The sequence below is a fragment of the Janibacter sp. UYMM211 genome (genome assembly GCF_040547045.1).
GTDB classification, from domain to species: domain Bacteria; phylum Actinomycetota; class Actinomycetes; order Actinomycetales; family Dermatophilaceae; genus Marihabitans; species Marihabitans melonis.
This window is the reverse complement of record NZ_JBEPOY010000001.1, coordinates 401,309-416,751: the sequence shown is the minus strand read 5'-3', so window position 1 is coordinate 416,751 and position 15,443 is coordinate 401,309. Positions and strand designations below refer to the sequence as shown.

Sequence of the window (15,443 nt, the reverse complement as noted above, 5' to 3'; positions counted from 1 at the left end):
ATAGCGCCGGAGCGCTGCGCACGTCAGGGTCGCTGCAACCTCACAGCGACGTGAGGTCGTCGTCGAGGAGGACTCGTGCCCACCCCTGTCATGACTGAGCCCGTGCTCGAGATGGACGCCATCACCGTCCGCTTCGGGGGCGTGGTCGCCCTCTCGGACGTCAGCCTCGACGTCCGCCCCCGCGAGGTCCTCGGGGTCATCGGGCCCAACGGCGCCGGCAAGACCACCCTCTTCAACGTCGCCTGCGGGTTCGTCACCCCGACGCAGGGCCGGCTGACCTTCGAGGGCGCCGACGTCACCGGGTGGGGACCGAGCTCGCTCGTCGAGCGCGGCGTCGCCCGCTCGCTGCAGGGCCTGGGTCTCTTCGACCGTCTCAGCGTCCTCGACAACGTCCTCGTCGGCGCCGACGTGCACTCGCGCGCCGGCTTCTTCTCCTCGCTGCTGGCCCTGCCGCGCGGGGCCCGTGACGAGCAGGCGCTCGTCGAGCGCTCGATGGACGTCCTCGAGCGGCTGGGCATCCGCGATCGCGCCGCCTCGGTCGTCGGGGGGCTGCCCTACCCCCTTCGCAAGCGGGTCGCCCTGGCCCGCGCCCTCGTCGCCGAGCCCCGTCTGCTCCTCCTCGACGAGCCGGCCTCCGGTCTGTCCGAGGGGGAGATGAGCGAGCTCGGAGACATCATCCGCGACCTCGCCGGCGACGTCTGCGTCATGCTCGTCGAGCACCACATGGACCTCGTCATGCGCGTGTGCGACCGGCTCACGGTCCTCGACTTCGGGCGCACCATCGCGACCGGCACGCCCGAGGAGGTCCGCGACGACCCGGACGTCCTCGAGGCCTACCTCGGCGGCGCCGTCGACGACGGGCCCGCGCAGACGACGGGGGGCCACGGTGCTTGAGCTCGTCGGAGTCACCAGCCGCTACGGCCCGGTGACCGCGCTCCACGACGTCGACCTCGTCGCCGAGGCCGGGCGGATCACCGCCGTCCTCGGGGCCAACGGCGCCGGCAAGACGACCCTGCTGCGGACGATCTCGGGTCTGCACCGCGCGGACAAGGGGACCATCCGATTCGACGGCCGCGACATCACCCGCCTGTCGACCGACGCGATGACCCGCGCCGGGATGGCGCACGTGCCCGAGGGGCGCGGCGTCATCACCGAGCTCACCGTCCGCGAGAACCTGCGCCTGGGTCAGCTCGGCCGATCACGCTCGGGGACCGCGATGAGCATCGACGACGTCGTCGACCTCTTCCCCGTCCTCGGCGACCGCTCCGCGGCCCTCGCGCACACCCTCTCCGGCGGCGAGCGCCAGATGCTCGTCATCGGGCGCGCCCTGCTCGCCACCCCCCGGATGCTCCTGCTCGACGAGCCGAGCCTGGGGCTCGCGCCGCGCATCGTCACCCAGATCTTCGGGATCGTCCGTCAGCTCGTCGAGTCGCAGGGCCTCACCGTCCTGCTCGTCGAGCAGAACGCCCGCAGCGCGCTGTCCATCGCCGACGTCGGCGTCGTCCTCAACCTCGGGCGGGTGGTGGCCCAGGACAGCGCGGCCGTGCTGTCCGCCGACGAGGGCCTGCGCCATGCCTACCTCGGCTACTGAGAAGGAGATGCCGTGCAGCTGATCAACACCGTCCTCGGAGGCCTGTCCGTCGGGGTCGTCTACGCGGCCTTCGCCCTGGCCCTCGTGCTCATCTGGCAGTCGACGCGCATCGTCAACTTCGCCCAGGCGCCGATGGCCATGGTGACGACCTTCATCGCCCTGACGCTCATCGACGCGGGCGCGAGCTACTGGGTGGGCTTCGCCGTGGCGCTCGCCGCCGGCTTCGTCCTCGGCGCGCTCGTCGAGCGGCTCGTCATCCGCTACGTCGACCACGACAACCACATCAACCCGGTGATCCTCACCCTCGGTCTCTTCATCGTGCTGCACGCGCTCGCGGCGGTGATCTTCGGCAGCAGCTTCACCTCCTTCCCCGCCCCCTTCGGGCTCTCCGGGGTGCAGGTCGGCGGCACGACGCTCGCCCTCACGCCCTTCAGCATCTTCAGCGTCCTGTGCGTCCTCGCGGTCATGGCGCTGCTGCGGCTGCTCTTCCTCAAGACCGACCTCGGCCTGACGATGCGTGCCGCGGCCTTCAACCAGGAGGTCGCCCGCATCCTCGGCGTCCGGGTGACGCGCACGCTCACCCTCGGCTGGGCCCTCGCCTCGCTCGTCGGCTCGCTGTCCGGTCTGCTCATCGCCGGCGGCGGTCTCGTCCACCCGTCCTACATGGACGGCGTCGTCGTCTACGGCTTCGTCGCCGCCGTCCTCGGCGGGCTCGACAGCGCCGGGGGAGCGGTCGTCGGCGGCCTGCTCATGGGGGTGACGCTCTCGCTCGTCAGCGGCTACCTCGGCTCCGGCCTCGTACCCCTCGCGGCGCTCGTCGTCCTCGTCGTCGTGCTGCTCGTCAAGCCCGGCGGTCTCTTCTCCACCTCGGTCGAGCGGGCCGTCTGATGCGCCGCCTGCTCGCCTCGCCGCTCCTGCGCCGGGCCCTCGCCTCGCTCGCCGTCCTCGTCGTCGCCGTCTTCGTCATCGACCTCCTCTCGGGCTACCGGCAGGGCCAGGTCGCCTCGGTCGCCTACTTCGCCGTCGCAGCCGGTGGCCTCACGCTGCTCATCGGCGTCAACGGCCAGCTCTCGCTCGGGCACGGCGCCTTCATGGCGATCGGGGCCTACACGACGGCCCTGCTCCTCCAGGAGGGCCGAGAGCTGCCGGTCCTCGTCCTGCTCGTCGCCGCCGTGCTCGTGACGATGCTCGTCGGCCTCGTCGTCGGCATCGCCGCCGCCCGGCTCCACGGCCCCTACGTCGCCGGTGCCACCCTCGCCCTGGCGATCGCGGTGCCCTCGCTGGCCATCCACTTCCGCGAGGCGCTCGGCGGCGAGCCGGGCCTGCGGGTGTCGACGCCGGACGTGCCGCAGGTCGCCGACGACGCGATCTTCTTCCTCACCGGCACCGACGTCGAGCCGACGCAGTGGCTCGCGACGATCTCGGTCACCTGCCTCGTCCTCACCTTCTTCCTCCTGCGCAACCTCAGCCAGTCGCGGGTGGGACGGCGGTGGCGGGCGGTGCGCGACGACCCGGTCGCCGCCCAGCTCGCCGGCATCGACCTCGGGCGCAACCGCGTCCTGTGCTTCGTCGTCAGCACCGCGTGCGCCGGTCTCGCGGGCGGCCTCATGGCGCTCGTCACCCGGATCGCGGCGCCGAGCGGCTTCACCCTCACGCTCTCGCTGTCGCTGCTCATGGCCGTCGTCCTCGGCGGTCTCGGGACCCTCACCGGGGCCCTGCTCGGCGCGGTCCTGCTCACCCTCCTGCCGACCGTCGTCACCAACCTCGGCTCGAGCGCCGGGCTGTCGGACCTGCAGTCCGCCGAGCTCGCCCCGCTCGTCCTCGGGCTGACGACCATGGTCGTCGTCCTGCTCGCCCCGTCCGGTCTCGTGGGGTCGCTGCTGCGGCTGCGCGCCCGGAGCCGGGTCACCCGTCCGACCCCGTCCGTCACCTCTCACCCCACCCCTGGAGGCACATCATGAAGCGCATCTCCCTCAGGGCGGCGGTCGCCGCGAGCACCGCAGCCCTCGTCCTTGCCGGATGCGGTGCCGGAGGGCGCGACGGCGACTCCGGCGGCGGATCCGCAGAGGAGGCCGGCGACACGACCGGCATCACCGACACGACGATCAAGATCGGCACCCACCAGCCGCTCACCGGCGTCGCTGCCCCGGGCTACTCCGAGATCAACACCGGCTTCAAGTCCTACCTCGACTACGTCAACGAGGCGGGCGGCATCCACGGCCGCACCATCGAGTACTCGGTCAAGGACGACGCGTACAACCCGACGAACACCTCGAAGGTCGTCGACGAGCTCGTCCTCAAGGACGAGGTCTTCGCGGTCGTCGGCGGGCTCGGCACCCCGACCCACAGCGCGGTCGTCGACTTCCTCAACCAGGAGAAGGTCCCCGACCTGCTCGTCTCCTCGGGCGCCCAGCTGTGGGGCAACGACCCCAAGGAGCGCCCGATGACGTTCGGCTGGCAGCCGGACTACGAGATCGAGGGCAAGATCATGGGGCAGTACATCAAGGAGAAGATGCCCGACGCGAAGGTCGGCCTCTTCCTCCAGGCCGACGAGCTCGGCGCGGACGGCGAGAAGGGTCTGCGGATGTACATCGACGACCAGATCGTCGAGCGCACCGAGTACGCGTCGGGCAACACCGACATCGGCCCCCAGATCTCCAAGCTCAAGGAGTCCGGCGCCGACCTCGTCATCGGCTTCAACACCCCGAGCTACACCGCGCTCAGCCAGCTCGCCGCGATGAAGCTCAACTACAAGCCCAAGTGGATGTACACGAACGTCGGCTCGGACGCGAAGCTCGTCGGCGACCTGCTCTCGACCTTCTCCAAGGGCAAGGTGACCGACGGCAGCAGCACCCTCGACGGGATGATGACGACCGAGTACATCCCGGGTCTGGACACCCCCGACAGCCCGTGGGTGAAGCTGTGGCAGAAGGTCTGGGACGAGCACGGCGCGAAGGGGGAGCTGACGAACTACCGGATCTACGGCATGTCGCAGGCCTACGCCTTCGTCTCGGCGCTGCAGGCCTCCGGCAAGGACCTCACCCGTGAGCGCGTCGTCGAGGTCATCGAGAAGGACGGCGCGACGTGGCCCGGCCCGGGCCTGGCGCCCTTCCGCTGGTCGGCGGACAGCCACCTCGGCATGTCGGGCATGGCGGTCTCGCAGGTCAAGGGCGAGGACTACGAGAACCTCACCGAGGTCCTCGTCACCGACATCGGCGACGCCGAGATCACCCCGGCCGACAAGGCCGTCGCCGAGGACGCACCGCCGGAGAGCGGCATCCCGGACGTGCCCGAGACGGAGTGACCGCGACGCGGTGACACCACGAGCACCTGCGCGAAGGGGGGCGGCCCGGCCGCCCCCCTTCGTCGTGCCCCGCGGTCGTGCAGGCGGGCCGCTGCCGACGATTTCGGGCGGGGGCACCCCCCGGCGTACGATGAGGGGCACATCCGGTCTGTCCGGATGAATTCGCGCGTCTTCTCGCCCGTGACGAGATCCATCTCCGAACGGGGGCGCACCACGGCAGTCCCGAGCGATCGGGCGGGGTGCGTACGCAGGCGCCAGGACACAACTGACAACCACGAGCACAGGAGGACACGGCATGGCCGTCGTCACCATGCGCCAGCTCCTCGAGAGCGGCGTCCACTTCGGGCATCAGACCCGACGCTGGAACCCCAAGATGAAGCGCTTCATCATGACCGAGCGCAACGGCATCTACATCATCGACCTCCAGCAGTCGCTGACCTACATCAACGACGCCTACGAGTTCGTCAAGCAGACCGTCGCCCACGGCGGCACCATCCTCTTCGTCGGCACGAAGAAGCAGGCCCAGGAGCCCATCGCCGAGCAGGCGACGCGCGTCGGGATGCCCTACGTCAACCACCGCTGGCTCGGTGGCATGCTGACCAACTTCCAGACGATCTCCAAGCGCCTCACGCGCCTGAAGGAGCTCGAGGAGATCGACCTCGACACCGTCGCCGGCTCGGGCTACACGAAGAAGGAGCTCCTCCTCTTCCAGCGCGAGAAGGACAAGCTCGAGAAGACCCTCGGCGGCATCCGCTCGATGAGCAAGGTCCCCTCCGCGGTCTGGATCGTCGACACGAAGAAGGAGCACCTCGCCGTCGACGAGGCGCGCAAGCTCGGCCTGCCGGTCATCGCGATCCTCGACACGAACTGCGACCCGGACGAGGTCGACTACAAGATCCCGGGCAACGACGACGCGATCCGCTCCGTCACGCTGCTGACCCGCGTCGTCGCCGACGCCGTCGCCGAGGGCCTCATGGCCCGCTCCGGTGGCCGCTCTGGTGCGACCGAGGGCCAGGCCGACTCCGAGCCGATGGCCGAGTGGGAGCGCGAGCTGCTCGCCGGTGACACCGAGGCCGCCGCCCCGGCCGCCGAGGCGCCGGCCGCCGAGGCCCCCGCCGCCGAGGCCCCCGCCGCCGACGCCGCCCCGGCCGAGGCCCCCGCTGCCGACGCCGCCCCGGCCGAGGCCCCCGCTGCCGACGCCGCCCCGGCTGCCGACGCGTCGACCGAGGCCTGAGCCACCACCCCCATCACGACCGAAGGAGTGCACCACACTCATGGCGAACTACACCGCCGCTGACATCAAGGCGCTGCGCGAGTCCACCGGCGCGGGCATGCTCGACGTCAAGAAGGCGCTCGACGAGGCCGACGGCGACACCGGCAAGGCCACGGAGATCCTGCGCGTCAAGGGCCTCAAGGGCGTGACGAAGCGCGAGGGTCGCACGACCTCCAACGGCCTCGTCGCCGCTCAGGCGGGCTCCGGCGTCGGCACCCTCGTCGAGGTCCTGTGCGAGACCGACTTCGTCGCCAAGGGCGAGAAGTTCGGCGCCCTCGCCGACCAGGTCCTCCAGGCCGCGGTCGAGTCCGAGGCGTCCTCCGCCGACGAGCTGCTCACGGCGACCGTCGACGGCAAGACCGTCAAGGACCTCCTCGACGAGTCCAACGCCACCATCGGCGAGAAGATCGAGGTCAAGCGGGTCGCCCGCGTCGAGGCCCCGACCGTCGCGGCCTACCTGCACAAGACGAGCCCCGACCTGCCCGCGCAGATCGGTGTCCTCGTCGGCGCGCAGGGCGGCGACGAGCAGGTCGCGCGCGACGTGGCCATGCACATCGCGGCCTTCAGCCCGAGCGTCCTCACCCGCGACGAGATCGACGCCTCGACCGTCGAGAACGAGCGTCGCATCGCCGAGGAGACGGCCAAGGAGGAGGGCAAGCCCGAGGCTGCCCTGCCCAAGATCGTCGAGGGTCGGGTCAACGGCTACTTCAAGGAGAACGTCCTCCTCGAGCAGCCCTTCGCCAAGGACGCCAAGAAGACCGTCGGCAAGGTCCTCGACGAGGCAGGTGCGCAGGCCACGGCCTTCGCGCGCTTCCGCGTCGGCGCCTGAGCCAGGCACCGACGAAGGGGGCGTCCACCCATCGGGTGGGCGCCCCCTTCGTCATGCCCGGGGACGGCCTGGCTCAGCCGGCTCGGCGCGGGTGGGTCCACGGCGAGAAGAGCCGCGTGACGAAGGGGAGGAAGACGTAGGTCATCCACGGGATCGCGACGGCACAGGTGAGCAGCACGCGTCCCCATCCGGGCCAGCCCGAGGTCGGACCGGCGAGCGCGTAGGTGAGCACGACGCTCGTGGGGAAGAAGGCGCAGAAGATGACGACCATCTGCTTCCACCGCGGCGGTGCGGCGACCGTGTCGGCGACCTCGATCTCGGTCGGCTCGTCGAACCAGCCCTCGATGCCCGTGCGGTGCTCGACCCGGGTGGCGCGCACGAGCCGGGCCCCGGCGCCGAGCCACTGGGTGCGCTCGCGTGAGCCCTCCCACCGGCGCAGGCTCTCCGCGGAGTCGAAGCGGTAGAGCATGTGCCACTCGTGCGAGCCGGCGGAGGGGCGCACCCAGCCCGAGCCGAGGAAGCCCGGGAAGCGCTGGGCCATCGTCGTGCCCGCGTCGGCCCAGGCCTGCATGAGGATCTCGTCCTGGGGGTCGACCTGACGGGTGATGGCGACGGTCACCGGGTGCGAAGGGGGAGTGCTCACGCCCAGATCATGCCGTCGCCACGGCGAGGTCACCGCATCGGGCGACCGGACGGGCGACGGCGATCAGGACGCGTGGCGCTGGCCGGCGATCGTGCAGCGCACGAGCCAGGCGACCTGGGCAGCGGTGCGCTGCGGGGTGTCGGTGGGGTGCATGACGTGCGAGAGGAGCGTGCGCACGACGACGTCGACGAGGGTCTCGACCTGCTCCGGGGCGAGGTGGTCGTCCTCGAGGCCGACCATGCCGACGACGACGTCGCGGGTGGTCGAGATGAGCAGCGCGGGCTCGGTCCGGAGGAGCGGCAGGACCGCGGTGTCGGCCCCGTGGGAGGAGCACACGAGGCGGCGCAGCAGCGGGCTCTCGTCGGCGAGCTCGAGGACGGCACGCACCCCGGCCTCGACGGCGGCGGGCAGGTCGCCCTGATGGCGGCCGAAGGAGTCACGAGCCCGGCTGAGGAGGGCGCGCATCTCGGCGACGAGCACGGCGCGACCCAGGTCGTCCTTCGTGCCGATCTCCGCGTGCACCGTCTGACGGCTCACCCCGACGTCCTTCGCCAGCCGGCTCATCGTCAGCCGTGGCCACCCGTGCGCCGCGGTCCGCTCGGCCGCGGCGACGACGATCCGGTCCCGCAGCGTCTCTGGCACATGGTGAGTGTACGAATGATCCTGTGCCGCAGCGACTTCAGGGGTGCGAAGGGGGCGTGCGCCCGCGCATGGCGTCCCGAGGTCTGCGTCGTGTGCAAGGATCGCTGTCGGCCAGACCGCTGCGTCCCGTGAGGGCCGTGCACCACCCGAGGAGATCGTCCGTGACCGACACGACCCCCGCCCGTCCCTACCGCAGGGTCCTCCTCAAGCTCTCGGGCGAGGTCTTCGGCGGCGGCAAGGTCGGGCTCGCGCCCGATGTCGTCCGCGCGATCGCCGAGCAGATCGCGGCCGCGGTGCGCGAAGGGGTCCAGGTCGCCATCGTCATCGGCGGCGGCAACTTCTTCCGCGGGGCCCAGCTGCAGGAGCAGGGCATGGACCGCACGCGGGCCGACTACATGGGCATGCTCGGCACGGTGATGAACTGCCTCGCGCTGCAGGACTTCCTCGAGAAGGCCGGCATCGACACCCGGGTGCAGACGGCCATCACCATGGGCCAGGTCGCCGAGCCCTACATCCCGCGCCGGGCGATCCGCCACCTCGAGAAGGGCCGCGTCGTGATCTTCGGCGCCGGCGCCGGCATGCCCTTCTTCTCCACCGACACCGTGAGCGCCCAGCGCGCCCTCGAGATCGGCGCGGACGCGGTGCTCATGTCCAAGAGCGGCGTCGACGGCGTCTACGACTCCGACCCGCGCACCAACCCCGGGGCGACGAAGTACGACCACGTCACCTATGCCGATGCGCTGCGCGACGGGCTCAAGGTCGTCGACGCCGCGGCCTTCAGCCTCTGCGCCGAGAACGGCCTGCCGATGGTCGTCTTCGGCATGGAGGGCGAGGGCAACGTCACCCGCGGCCTGCTCGGCGAGCACATCGGGACGCTCGTCCATCCCTGATCTGGGAGACTGGCACCGACGACGTGACGTCGCGGCGCCACCACGCACGAGGTGCCGCCCGGCGGCACCCCAGACCACCGGCGCACAGCCGCGAGCAGAAGGAGCCGCAGGATGATCGAGGACGCCCTCCTTGAGGCCGAGGAGAAGATGGACAAGGCCGTGGAGGTCGCGAAGGACAACTTCGCCGGCATCCGCACCGGCCGGGTCAACCCCGGTCTCTTCAGCAAGGTGACGGTCGACTACTACGGGGCCCCGACGCCCTTGCAGCAGCTGGCCTCCTTCGCCACCCCCGAGGCACGCACGCTGCTCATCACCCCCTTCGACAAGGGCTCGATGGGCGCCATCGAGGCCGCCCTGCGCGACAGCGACATCGGCGCCAACCCGAGCAACGACGGCCAGGTCATCCGGATCGTCATGCCCGAGCTCACCGCCGAGCGCCGCCGCGAGTACATCAAGCTCGCGCACACCCAGGGCGAGGACGCGAAGGTCTCCATCCGCCACGTGCGCCGTGCCGCCAAGGACACGATCGACAAGCTCGTCAAGGACGGCGAGGTCGGCGAGGACGACGGCAACCGGGGCGAGAAGGAGCTCGACGCGCTCACCAAGCGCTACACCGAGACCGTCGACTCGCTGCTGAAGTCCAAGGAAGCCGAGCTCTCCGAGGTCTGACCCCGCTGGAGAGAGGCGCTCATGGACCAGATCGGGCCGGTCGAGGCACCCGTCGTCGAGGACCCGCCGCAGCGGCGGGCCGAGAGGCGTACCCAGCCGCCGAAGCCGACGAGCCGCGCGGGTCGTGACCTGCCGGCCGCGGTCGGCGTCGGCGTGCTCCTCGGGGCGGTCGTCGCCGCGGGCCTCTTCGTGCGGCGCGAGATCTTCGTCGGCATCGTCGCGCTGGCGATGATCATCGCCGTGTGGGAGCTGCGCCAGGCGCTCGCCGAGCGCTCGATCTACATGCCGCTCGTGCCCGTGGGCATCGGCGCGGTGAGCATGACGGTCGCGGCCTACCTGCGCGGTCCGGAGGCGCTCGTCCTCGCGACGACGCTCTCGCTCGTCGCGGTCGTCGTCTGGCGGGTCGCCGACGGGCTCGACGGCGCCCTGCGCGACGTCTCGGCCGGGGCCTTCACCCTGCTCTACCCGTGCTTCCTCGCGGGCTTCGCCGCCCTCATGGTGGCCGAGCCCGAGGGGCAGTGGCGCATCCTCGCCTTCATCCTCATCACCGTCTTCTCCGACATCGGCGGCTACGCCGTCGGCGTCGTCTTCGGCAAGCACCCGATGGCGCCCGCGCTGTCGCCGAAGAAGTCGTGGGAGGGCTTCGCCGGCTCGGCGCTCACGTGCTCGCTCGTCGGCGCGATCACCATCCCGCTGACCTTCGAGACGGGGCAGTGGTGGCACGGCGCGCTGCTCGGCCTCGTCGTCGCCCCCGTCGCGACGATCGGCGACCTCGTCGAGTCGAGCATCAAGCGCGACCTGCGGATCAAGGACATGTCCAACATCCTCCCCGGCCATGGCGGGCTCATGGACCGGCTCGACTCCCTCGCGCTCGTGGCCCCCGTGGTCTGGGCCGCCCTGCGACTGATCTCCCCGGTGAGCTGATGACCGACCTGCCCGACCCCAGCACCCGCCGACCGGTCCCCGGTCAGCTGACGATGACGGCCCCGCGCCGCGGCAAGCCGCCGCGCCACTGGGCCGACCTCGCCGTCGACGAGCGGGCCGACGCCGTGCGCGAGCTCGGCCTGCCGGCCTTCCGCGCGAAGCAGCTCTCGACGCACTACTACGTGCACCACACCGACGACGCCGCGGCGATGACCGACCTGCCCAAGGACGGCCGCGACGAGCTCGTCGCCGCCCTCATGCCGACCCTGCTCACCCCGGTGCGCTCGATCACCGCCGACCAGGGCGCGACGATCAAGTCGGTCTACCGGCTGCACGACGGCGCCCTCGTCGAGTCGGTCCTCATGCGCTACCCCCGCCGGGCGACGATCTGCATCTCGAGCCAGGCCGGCTGCGGCATGAACTGCCCCTTCTGCGCGACCGGCCAGGAGGGCCTGACCCGCAACATGTCGGCGGCCGAGATCGTCGACCAGGTCGTCGCGGCCAACCGTGTCCTGCGCGAGGCCGGCCCGGTCGCCGCGAGCGGCGGGGTCGAGCTCGGCGCCGAGGCGGGTGAGACCGAGGCCCCCGCCGACGGGGGCCGCGGCTCGCAACGTGTCACCAACGTCGTCTTCATGGGCATGGGCGAGGCGCTGGCCAACTACAAGGCGGCCATCGGCGCGATCCGCCGGATGACCGACCCCGCCCCGCACGGCCTGGGCATGAGCGCCCGCTCGCTGACGATGAGCAGCGTCGGTCTCGTGCCCGGCATCGACCGCCTGGCCGCCGAGGGCATCCCGGTGACCCTCGCCCTGTCGCTCCACGCCCCCGACGACGAGCTGCGCGACGAGCTCGTGCCGATCAACACGCGCTACAAGGTCGACGAGGCCATCGACGCCGCGTACCGCTACTTCCAGGCCACCGGTCGCCGGGTCTCCATCGAGTACGCGCTCATCCGCGACATCAACGACCAGGCCTGGCGCGCCGACCTCCTCGGCGAGAAGCTCACCGCCCGCGGCAAGGGCTGGGTGCACATCAACCCGATCCCGCTCAACCCCACCCCGGGCTCGAAGTGGACCGCCTCGCGCCGCGGTGTCGAGCAGCAGTTCGTCGAGCGGCTGCGCGCCCACGGCATCCCGACGACGGTCCGTGACACCCGCGGCAGCGACATCGACGGCGCCTGCGGCCAGCTCGCCGCCGCCACCGCCTGACCGCCCTCCCTTCGCCCCACCCCCCTTCGCCCTCGCCCCCTCGCCGAGGTATGGCGATGTGCACCTCATGAGCCTGCTGAGGGAGCAATCCTCCATACCTCGGCGAAGGGGGAGTCAGCCGGCGAGCAGCGCGGCTGCCTCCTCGACCGTGCCGACGACATGGGTGCTCGCCCCGAGGCCGCGCTGCGCGCCGAGCGCCCGCAGCGCCGGCAGCACGGGGATGGTGCGCTCCCAGTGGGTCTCGTCGACGAGGACCAGCGGGGGCACGGGCACGCCCTCGGCGGCGTAGTACAGCGGGGTCACGGCCTGGAAGATCTCCTGCACCGTGCCCGCCGCGCCCGGCAGCACGACGAGACCCGCGGTGCACCGCGAGAGCAGGGCGTCCTCCCGCAGCGCGTTGGAGAAGTACTTCGCGACCCCCTGGCCGAAGACGTTCGGCGGCTCGTGGCCGTAGAACCACGTCGGCACGCCGACGGAGCGGACCGGTCCCTCGTCGTGGAGGCCCTCGCGCACCTCGAGCGCGAGCGCGGCCCAGGCCTGGACGTCCGGCCGGAAGGACGGCACGGCGGCCAGCGCCTCGAGAGCCGCGTCGAGCGCGGGGACGTCGGGGGCGAGGGCGCCGAGGTTGGCCGCCTCCATCGCCCCAGGGCCGCCGCCGGTGAGCACGACGTCCCCGGCGCGGGCGAGCAGGTGGCCCAGCCGCGATGCGCCCGCGTACTCCGTCGTGCCGCGCAGCAGCGCGTGACCGCCCATGACGCCGACGACGCGGCGCCCGTCGAGCACCTCGGTCAGCGCGTCGGAGACCGAGTCGTCGTGGATCGCCCGCACGAGCGTGACGAAGACGTCGTGCGCCTGGTCGGCCTCGCGGCTCCACGCGTAGGCGAGCGCGTCGGGGGTGCTCGCGTAGCCCCGGTCGAGCATCCCGTCGTAGAGCTCCTCGGGCCGGTAGAGCGTCGCGCGGTAGGGGTTGACCGGGCACGTCGGGTCGGTGGGGAAGACGAGGGCGCCGTGCAGGCGCAGGTGGTGCGCGAGCCGGTCCGAGACCTCGCCCCCGAGGACGACGAGCCCGGCGAGGTCCTCACGGGCGAGCAGGTCCGCCTCGTACGGGCCGAGGTCGACGTCCTGGATCCGCGCGCCGTGCAGCGAGACACCCGCGGACAGGACGGCGCGAAGGGCGACCGGCCGGGTGATCTCGCGGTGGGCCGGGTGGGGGCGCACCTCGTCGCTGGCGACCTGCGGGCGGTGCTCGGTGGTCATGCCCGGCAGCGTCGCACAGCCTCGCTCACCGACCGGGCGGGTGGACCCCCTTCGCCGCCGTGAGCGCCGCCCACTCGGGGGCGAGGAGCGACATGACGTGCTCGTCGTGGCGCTCGCCGTCGAGGACGACGCTCTCGCGCAGGGTGCCCTCGTGGACGAAGCCGAGCGACTCGTAGACGTGGCGGGCGCGCGGGTTGTGGCTGATGACGTGCAGGCTCACCCGGTGCAGCCCGACGCGCTCGAAGGCGTGGGCGAGCGTCAGCCGCATCGCCTCGGTGCCGAGCCCGCGCCCGCGACCCTGCGGTCCGAGGACGACGCGGATGTTGGCGGTCGCCGCGGCGGGGTCGAGCTCGTTGAGGACGACCTCGCCGACGAGCCGCCCGCTCGCGCGGTCCTCGACGCCGAGGTCGAGCCGGTCGTCCTGGTCCTCGCGGCTGCCGTACCAGGCGCGGAGCCCGTCGAGGTCGAAGGGGGAGGTGTCGGTGCTCGAGACGACGCTCCCCGTGAGCACCTGCACCTCGGGGTCGGCGAGCACCTCGTGCATCGCCTCGGCGTCGCTCTCGACCAGCGGGCGCAGACGGACGAGCTCGCCCTCGAGGACGGGGGTGCGGCTGAGCGCGCCGAGGTCGAGGATCATCCGACGTCCTCGTCGCGGCGGCGGTAGGTGAGGAGCACGACGTCGCCGGGCAGCCGCTCGACGTCGGCGAGGCGCCAGGCCCGTCCCGCGTAGCCGAGCCGGGCGAGGGGCACGCCCTCGCCGAGCAGGACGGGGTTGACCTTGAGCTGCAGCTCGTCGACGAGGTCGACGAGCTGCCCCGCGAGGTCGCCGCCGCCGCACAGCCAGATGTCGCGACCCGGCGCCGACCGCAGCGCCGCGACGTGCGCGACGACGTCGCCCTCGACCCGTGTGACGCTCGGGTCGTCGGGCAGCTCGCGGTGGGTGACGACGTGCTGGTCGAGGTGCGGGTAGGCGCTCGTCAGCCCCGCGTCGAGCGCCGGCTGGTGGGTCCGCGCGCCCATGACGACGGTGTCGAAGCGGCGCGCCTCGCCCGTGACGCCGAGCGGCTCGCGCAGGTGCGCCGGGCAGGTCTCGGGGTAGCGCTCGAAGAGCTCGGCGAGCAGCTGCGGGTCGAGCGCGAAGTCGTCGACCTCGCCCCGCGGACCGGCGACGAAGCCGTCGAGCGAGGTCGCGACGTAGTAGACGAGATCACGCACGGGCGTCCTCCTGGTGGTGGTCGAGCCGGCGGCGCAGGTCGCGCTCCTGCTCGTCGGTGAGCCCGCACGCGCGGGGGGTGGTGCGGGTCTGCTCATGCGCGAGGGCACGGGCGAGGGTCTGGCGAAGGGGGCGGGTGACGAGCCCGGCGGCACGCGCTCGCGAGCTGTCGAGCGTGGAGAAGAAGCGCCACTCGGGGTCGTCGACCCACAGCGGCAGCGAGGGGGTGCCCGCCCACGCCTCGACGCCCGCATCGTCGAGGACCTCGGCCGGCACCGGTCGCAGCGCCGCGTCGCTGCCGGCGACCTCGCGGGCGAGGTCGAGCAGGTCGCCGAGGCGGTGCGTCGGTCCGGTCGCGTTGAGTGCGCCGTGGACCTGCTCCTGCGCGCACGTCACGAGCCAGTCGGCGAGGTCGTCGACGTCGACGACCGCGACCGGGTGGTCGAGGTCGGGCGGCACGAGGACGTCGGCCCCGGTCGGGTGCGCGAGCCGCCACGGGTAGTAGCCCAGTCGGCCGGAGTCGTCGCCGGGGCCGCAGATGAGCCCGGCGCGCACGGCGGTCCAGCTCGCCGTCGTCGCCACGGCCTGCTCGCAGGCGACCTTCGCCTCGCCGTACCGGCTCATGTCGGGCATGACGTCGTCGGCGAGGGGGTCGAGCAGCGGGCCGTGCTCGTCCTGCTCGAGGTGGTCGAAGCGGGCGTAGACGTTCGCCGAGGAGACGAGGACCCAGTGGTCGGCGGTGAGCTCGGCGACGGCCCGGCGCACCTGCCCGGGCTGGCGCGAGACGTCGACGACGGCGTCCCACCGCTGCCCGCGCAGCGGCGCGAGGCCGTCCGGGTCGTTGCGGTCGACGACGACGAGGCCGGCTCCGTCGGCTACCGGCGCGCTGCCCCGCGCGGCGCAGACGACCTCGTGCCCGCGCTCGAGGGCGGCGCGGCTCACGGCCCGCCCGAGGAAGGCCGTCCCACCGAGCACGAGGATCCGCATGCGCCGATCCAAC

17 protein-coding genes are annotated in these 15,443 nt (G+C 72.3%); 11 read left to right on the top strand and 6 right to left on the bottom strand.

Features of this window, described 5'->3' with window-relative positions; all coding sequences use genetic code 11:
* Nucleotides 1-75: 75 nt before the first annotated feature.
* From ABIB53_RS01865 to tsf, 7 genes are all read left to right on the top strand, one after another.
* A complete protein-coding gene (locus ABIB53_RS01865; protein ID WP_224766986.1) occupies nt 76-894 on the top strand; it encodes an ABC transporter ATP-binding protein in 819 nt (272 codons plus the stop codon).
* Nucleotides 887-1,591, top strand: coding sequence for an ABC transporter ATP-binding protein (locus ABIB53_RS01860; RefSeq protein ID WP_123093258.1), 705 nt, complete (start codon nt 887-889; stop codon nt 1,589-1,591). Before ABIB53_RS01865 ends, ABIB53_RS01860 begins: the two co-directional genes overlap by 8 nt.
* A 12-nt stretch (nt 1,592-1,603) precedes the next feature.
* Nucleotides 1,604-2,479 (top strand): branched-chain amino acid ABC transporter permease, encoded by an 876-nt coding sequence (locus tag ABIB53_RS01855; protein WP_123093257.1) that lies wholly within the window; start codon nt 1,604-1,606, stop codon nt 2,477-2,479.
* On the top strand, nt 2,479-3,552 hold the full coding sequence (locus tag ABIB53_RS01850) for a branched-chain amino acid ABC transporter permease (RefSeq protein ID WP_123093256.1): 1,074 nt from the start codon (nt 2,479-2,481) through the stop codon (nt 3,550-3,552). The genes ABIB53_RS01855 and ABIB53_RS01850 overlap by 1 nt, the downstream gene beginning before the upstream one ends.
* On the top strand, nt 3,549-4,895 hold the full coding sequence (locus tag ABIB53_RS01845; protein ID WP_354586903.1) for an ABC transporter substrate-binding protein: 1,347 nt from the start codon (nt 3,549-3,551) through the stop codon (nt 4,893-4,895). The genes ABIB53_RS01850 and ABIB53_RS01845 overlap by 4 nt, the downstream gene beginning before the upstream one ends.
* A 295-nt stretch (nt 4,896-5,190) precedes the next feature.
* Nucleotides 5,191-6,129 (top strand): 30S ribosomal protein S2, encoded by a 939-nt coding sequence (rpsB, locus tag ABIB53_RS01840; RefSeq protein ID WP_354586901.1) that lies wholly within the window; start codon nt 5,191-5,193, stop codon nt 6,127-6,129.
* Nucleotides 6,130-6,169: 40 nt separating this feature from the next.
* Nucleotides 6,170-6,997 carry a translation elongation factor Ts gene (gene tsf, locus ABIB53_RS01835; RefSeq protein ID WP_354586900.1) on the top strand — a complete coding sequence of 276 codons (828 nt, stop codon included), beginning with the start codon at nt 6,170-6,172 and terminating at the stop codon, nt 6,995-6,997.
* Nucleotides 6,998-7,070: 73 nt separating this feature from the next.
* Here the strand turns inward: tsf and ABIB53_RS01830 are convergent, their stop codons facing one another.
* Complete coding sequence (locus ABIB53_RS01830) at nt 7,071-7,640, bottom strand: antibiotic biosynthesis monooxygenase (protein WP_236572075.1); 570 nt, start codon at nt 7,638-7,640, stop codon at nt 7,071-7,073.
* A 63-nt stretch (nt 7,641-7,703) separates the two neighbouring features.
* Nucleotides 7,704-8,282 (bottom strand): TetR/AcrR family transcriptional regulator, encoded by a 579-nt coding sequence (locus tag ABIB53_RS01825; RefSeq protein ID WP_354586899.1) that lies wholly within the window; start codon nt 8,280-8,282, stop codon nt 7,704-7,706.
* 161 nt (nt 8,283-8,443) lie between these two features.
* Between ABIB53_RS01825 and pyrH the strand changes: the two genes are divergently transcribed.
* From pyrH to rlmN, 4 genes are all read left to right on the top strand, one after another.
* Nucleotides 8,444-9,172 carry a UMP kinase gene (pyrH, locus tag ABIB53_RS01820; RefSeq protein WP_068274708.1) on the top strand — a complete coding sequence of 243 codons (729 nt, stop codon included), beginning with the start codon at nt 8,444-8,446 and terminating at the stop codon, nt 9,170-9,172.
* A gap of 111 nt (nt 9,173-9,283) precedes the next feature.
* On the top strand, nt 9,284-9,841 hold the full coding sequence (gene frr / locus ABIB53_RS01815) for a ribosome recycling factor (RefSeq protein WP_068274711.1): 558 nt from the start codon (nt 9,284-9,286) through the stop codon (nt 9,839-9,841).
* 21 nt (nt 9,842-9,862) lie between these two features.
* On the top strand, nt 9,863-10,765 hold the full coding sequence (locus ABIB53_RS01810; protein ID WP_201467333.1) for a phosphatidate cytidylyltransferase: 903 nt from the start codon (nt 9,863-9,865) through the stop codon (nt 10,763-10,765).
* Nucleotides 10,765-11,973 (top strand): 23S rRNA (adenine(2503)-C(2))-methyltransferase RlmN, encoded by a 1,209-nt coding sequence (gene rlmN, locus ABIB53_RS01805; RefSeq protein WP_354586898.1) that lies wholly within the window; start codon nt 10,765-10,767, stop codon nt 11,971-11,973. The genes ABIB53_RS01810 and rlmN overlap by 1 nt, the downstream gene beginning before the upstream one ends.
* A gap of 114 nt (nt 11,974-12,087) precedes the next feature.
* Here the strand turns inward: rlmN and ABIB53_RS01800 are convergent, their stop codons facing one another.
* From ABIB53_RS01800 to ABIB53_RS01785, 4 genes are read right to left on the bottom strand one after another with little or no spacing between them, the layout of a single operon-like run.
* A complete protein-coding gene (locus tag ABIB53_RS01800) occupies nt 12,088-13,230 on the bottom strand; it encodes an LOG family protein (RefSeq protein ID WP_354586897.1) in 1,143 nt (380 codons plus the stop codon).
* Between the two features lie 25 nt (nt 13,231-13,255).
* Nucleotides 13,256-13,867: a GNAT family N-acetyltransferase gene (locus ABIB53_RS01795; RefSeq protein WP_354586895.1), complete on the bottom strand. Its 612-nt coding sequence runs from the start codon at nt 13,865-13,867 to the stop codon at nt 13,256-13,258.
* Complete coding sequence (locus ABIB53_RS01790) at nt 13,864-14,445, bottom strand: dihydrofolate reductase family protein (RefSeq protein WP_354586894.1); 582 nt, start codon at nt 14,443-14,445, stop codon at nt 13,864-13,866. Before ABIB53_RS01790 ends, ABIB53_RS01795 begins: the two co-directional genes overlap by 4 nt.
* Nucleotides 14,438-15,430: an NAD-dependent epimerase/dehydratase family protein gene (locus ABIB53_RS01785; protein WP_354586893.1), complete on the bottom strand. Its 993-nt coding sequence runs from the start codon at nt 15,428-15,430 to the stop codon at nt 14,438-14,440. The genes ABIB53_RS01790 and ABIB53_RS01785 overlap by 8 nt, the downstream gene beginning before the upstream one ends.
* Nucleotides 15,431-15,443: the final 13 nt, after the last annotated feature.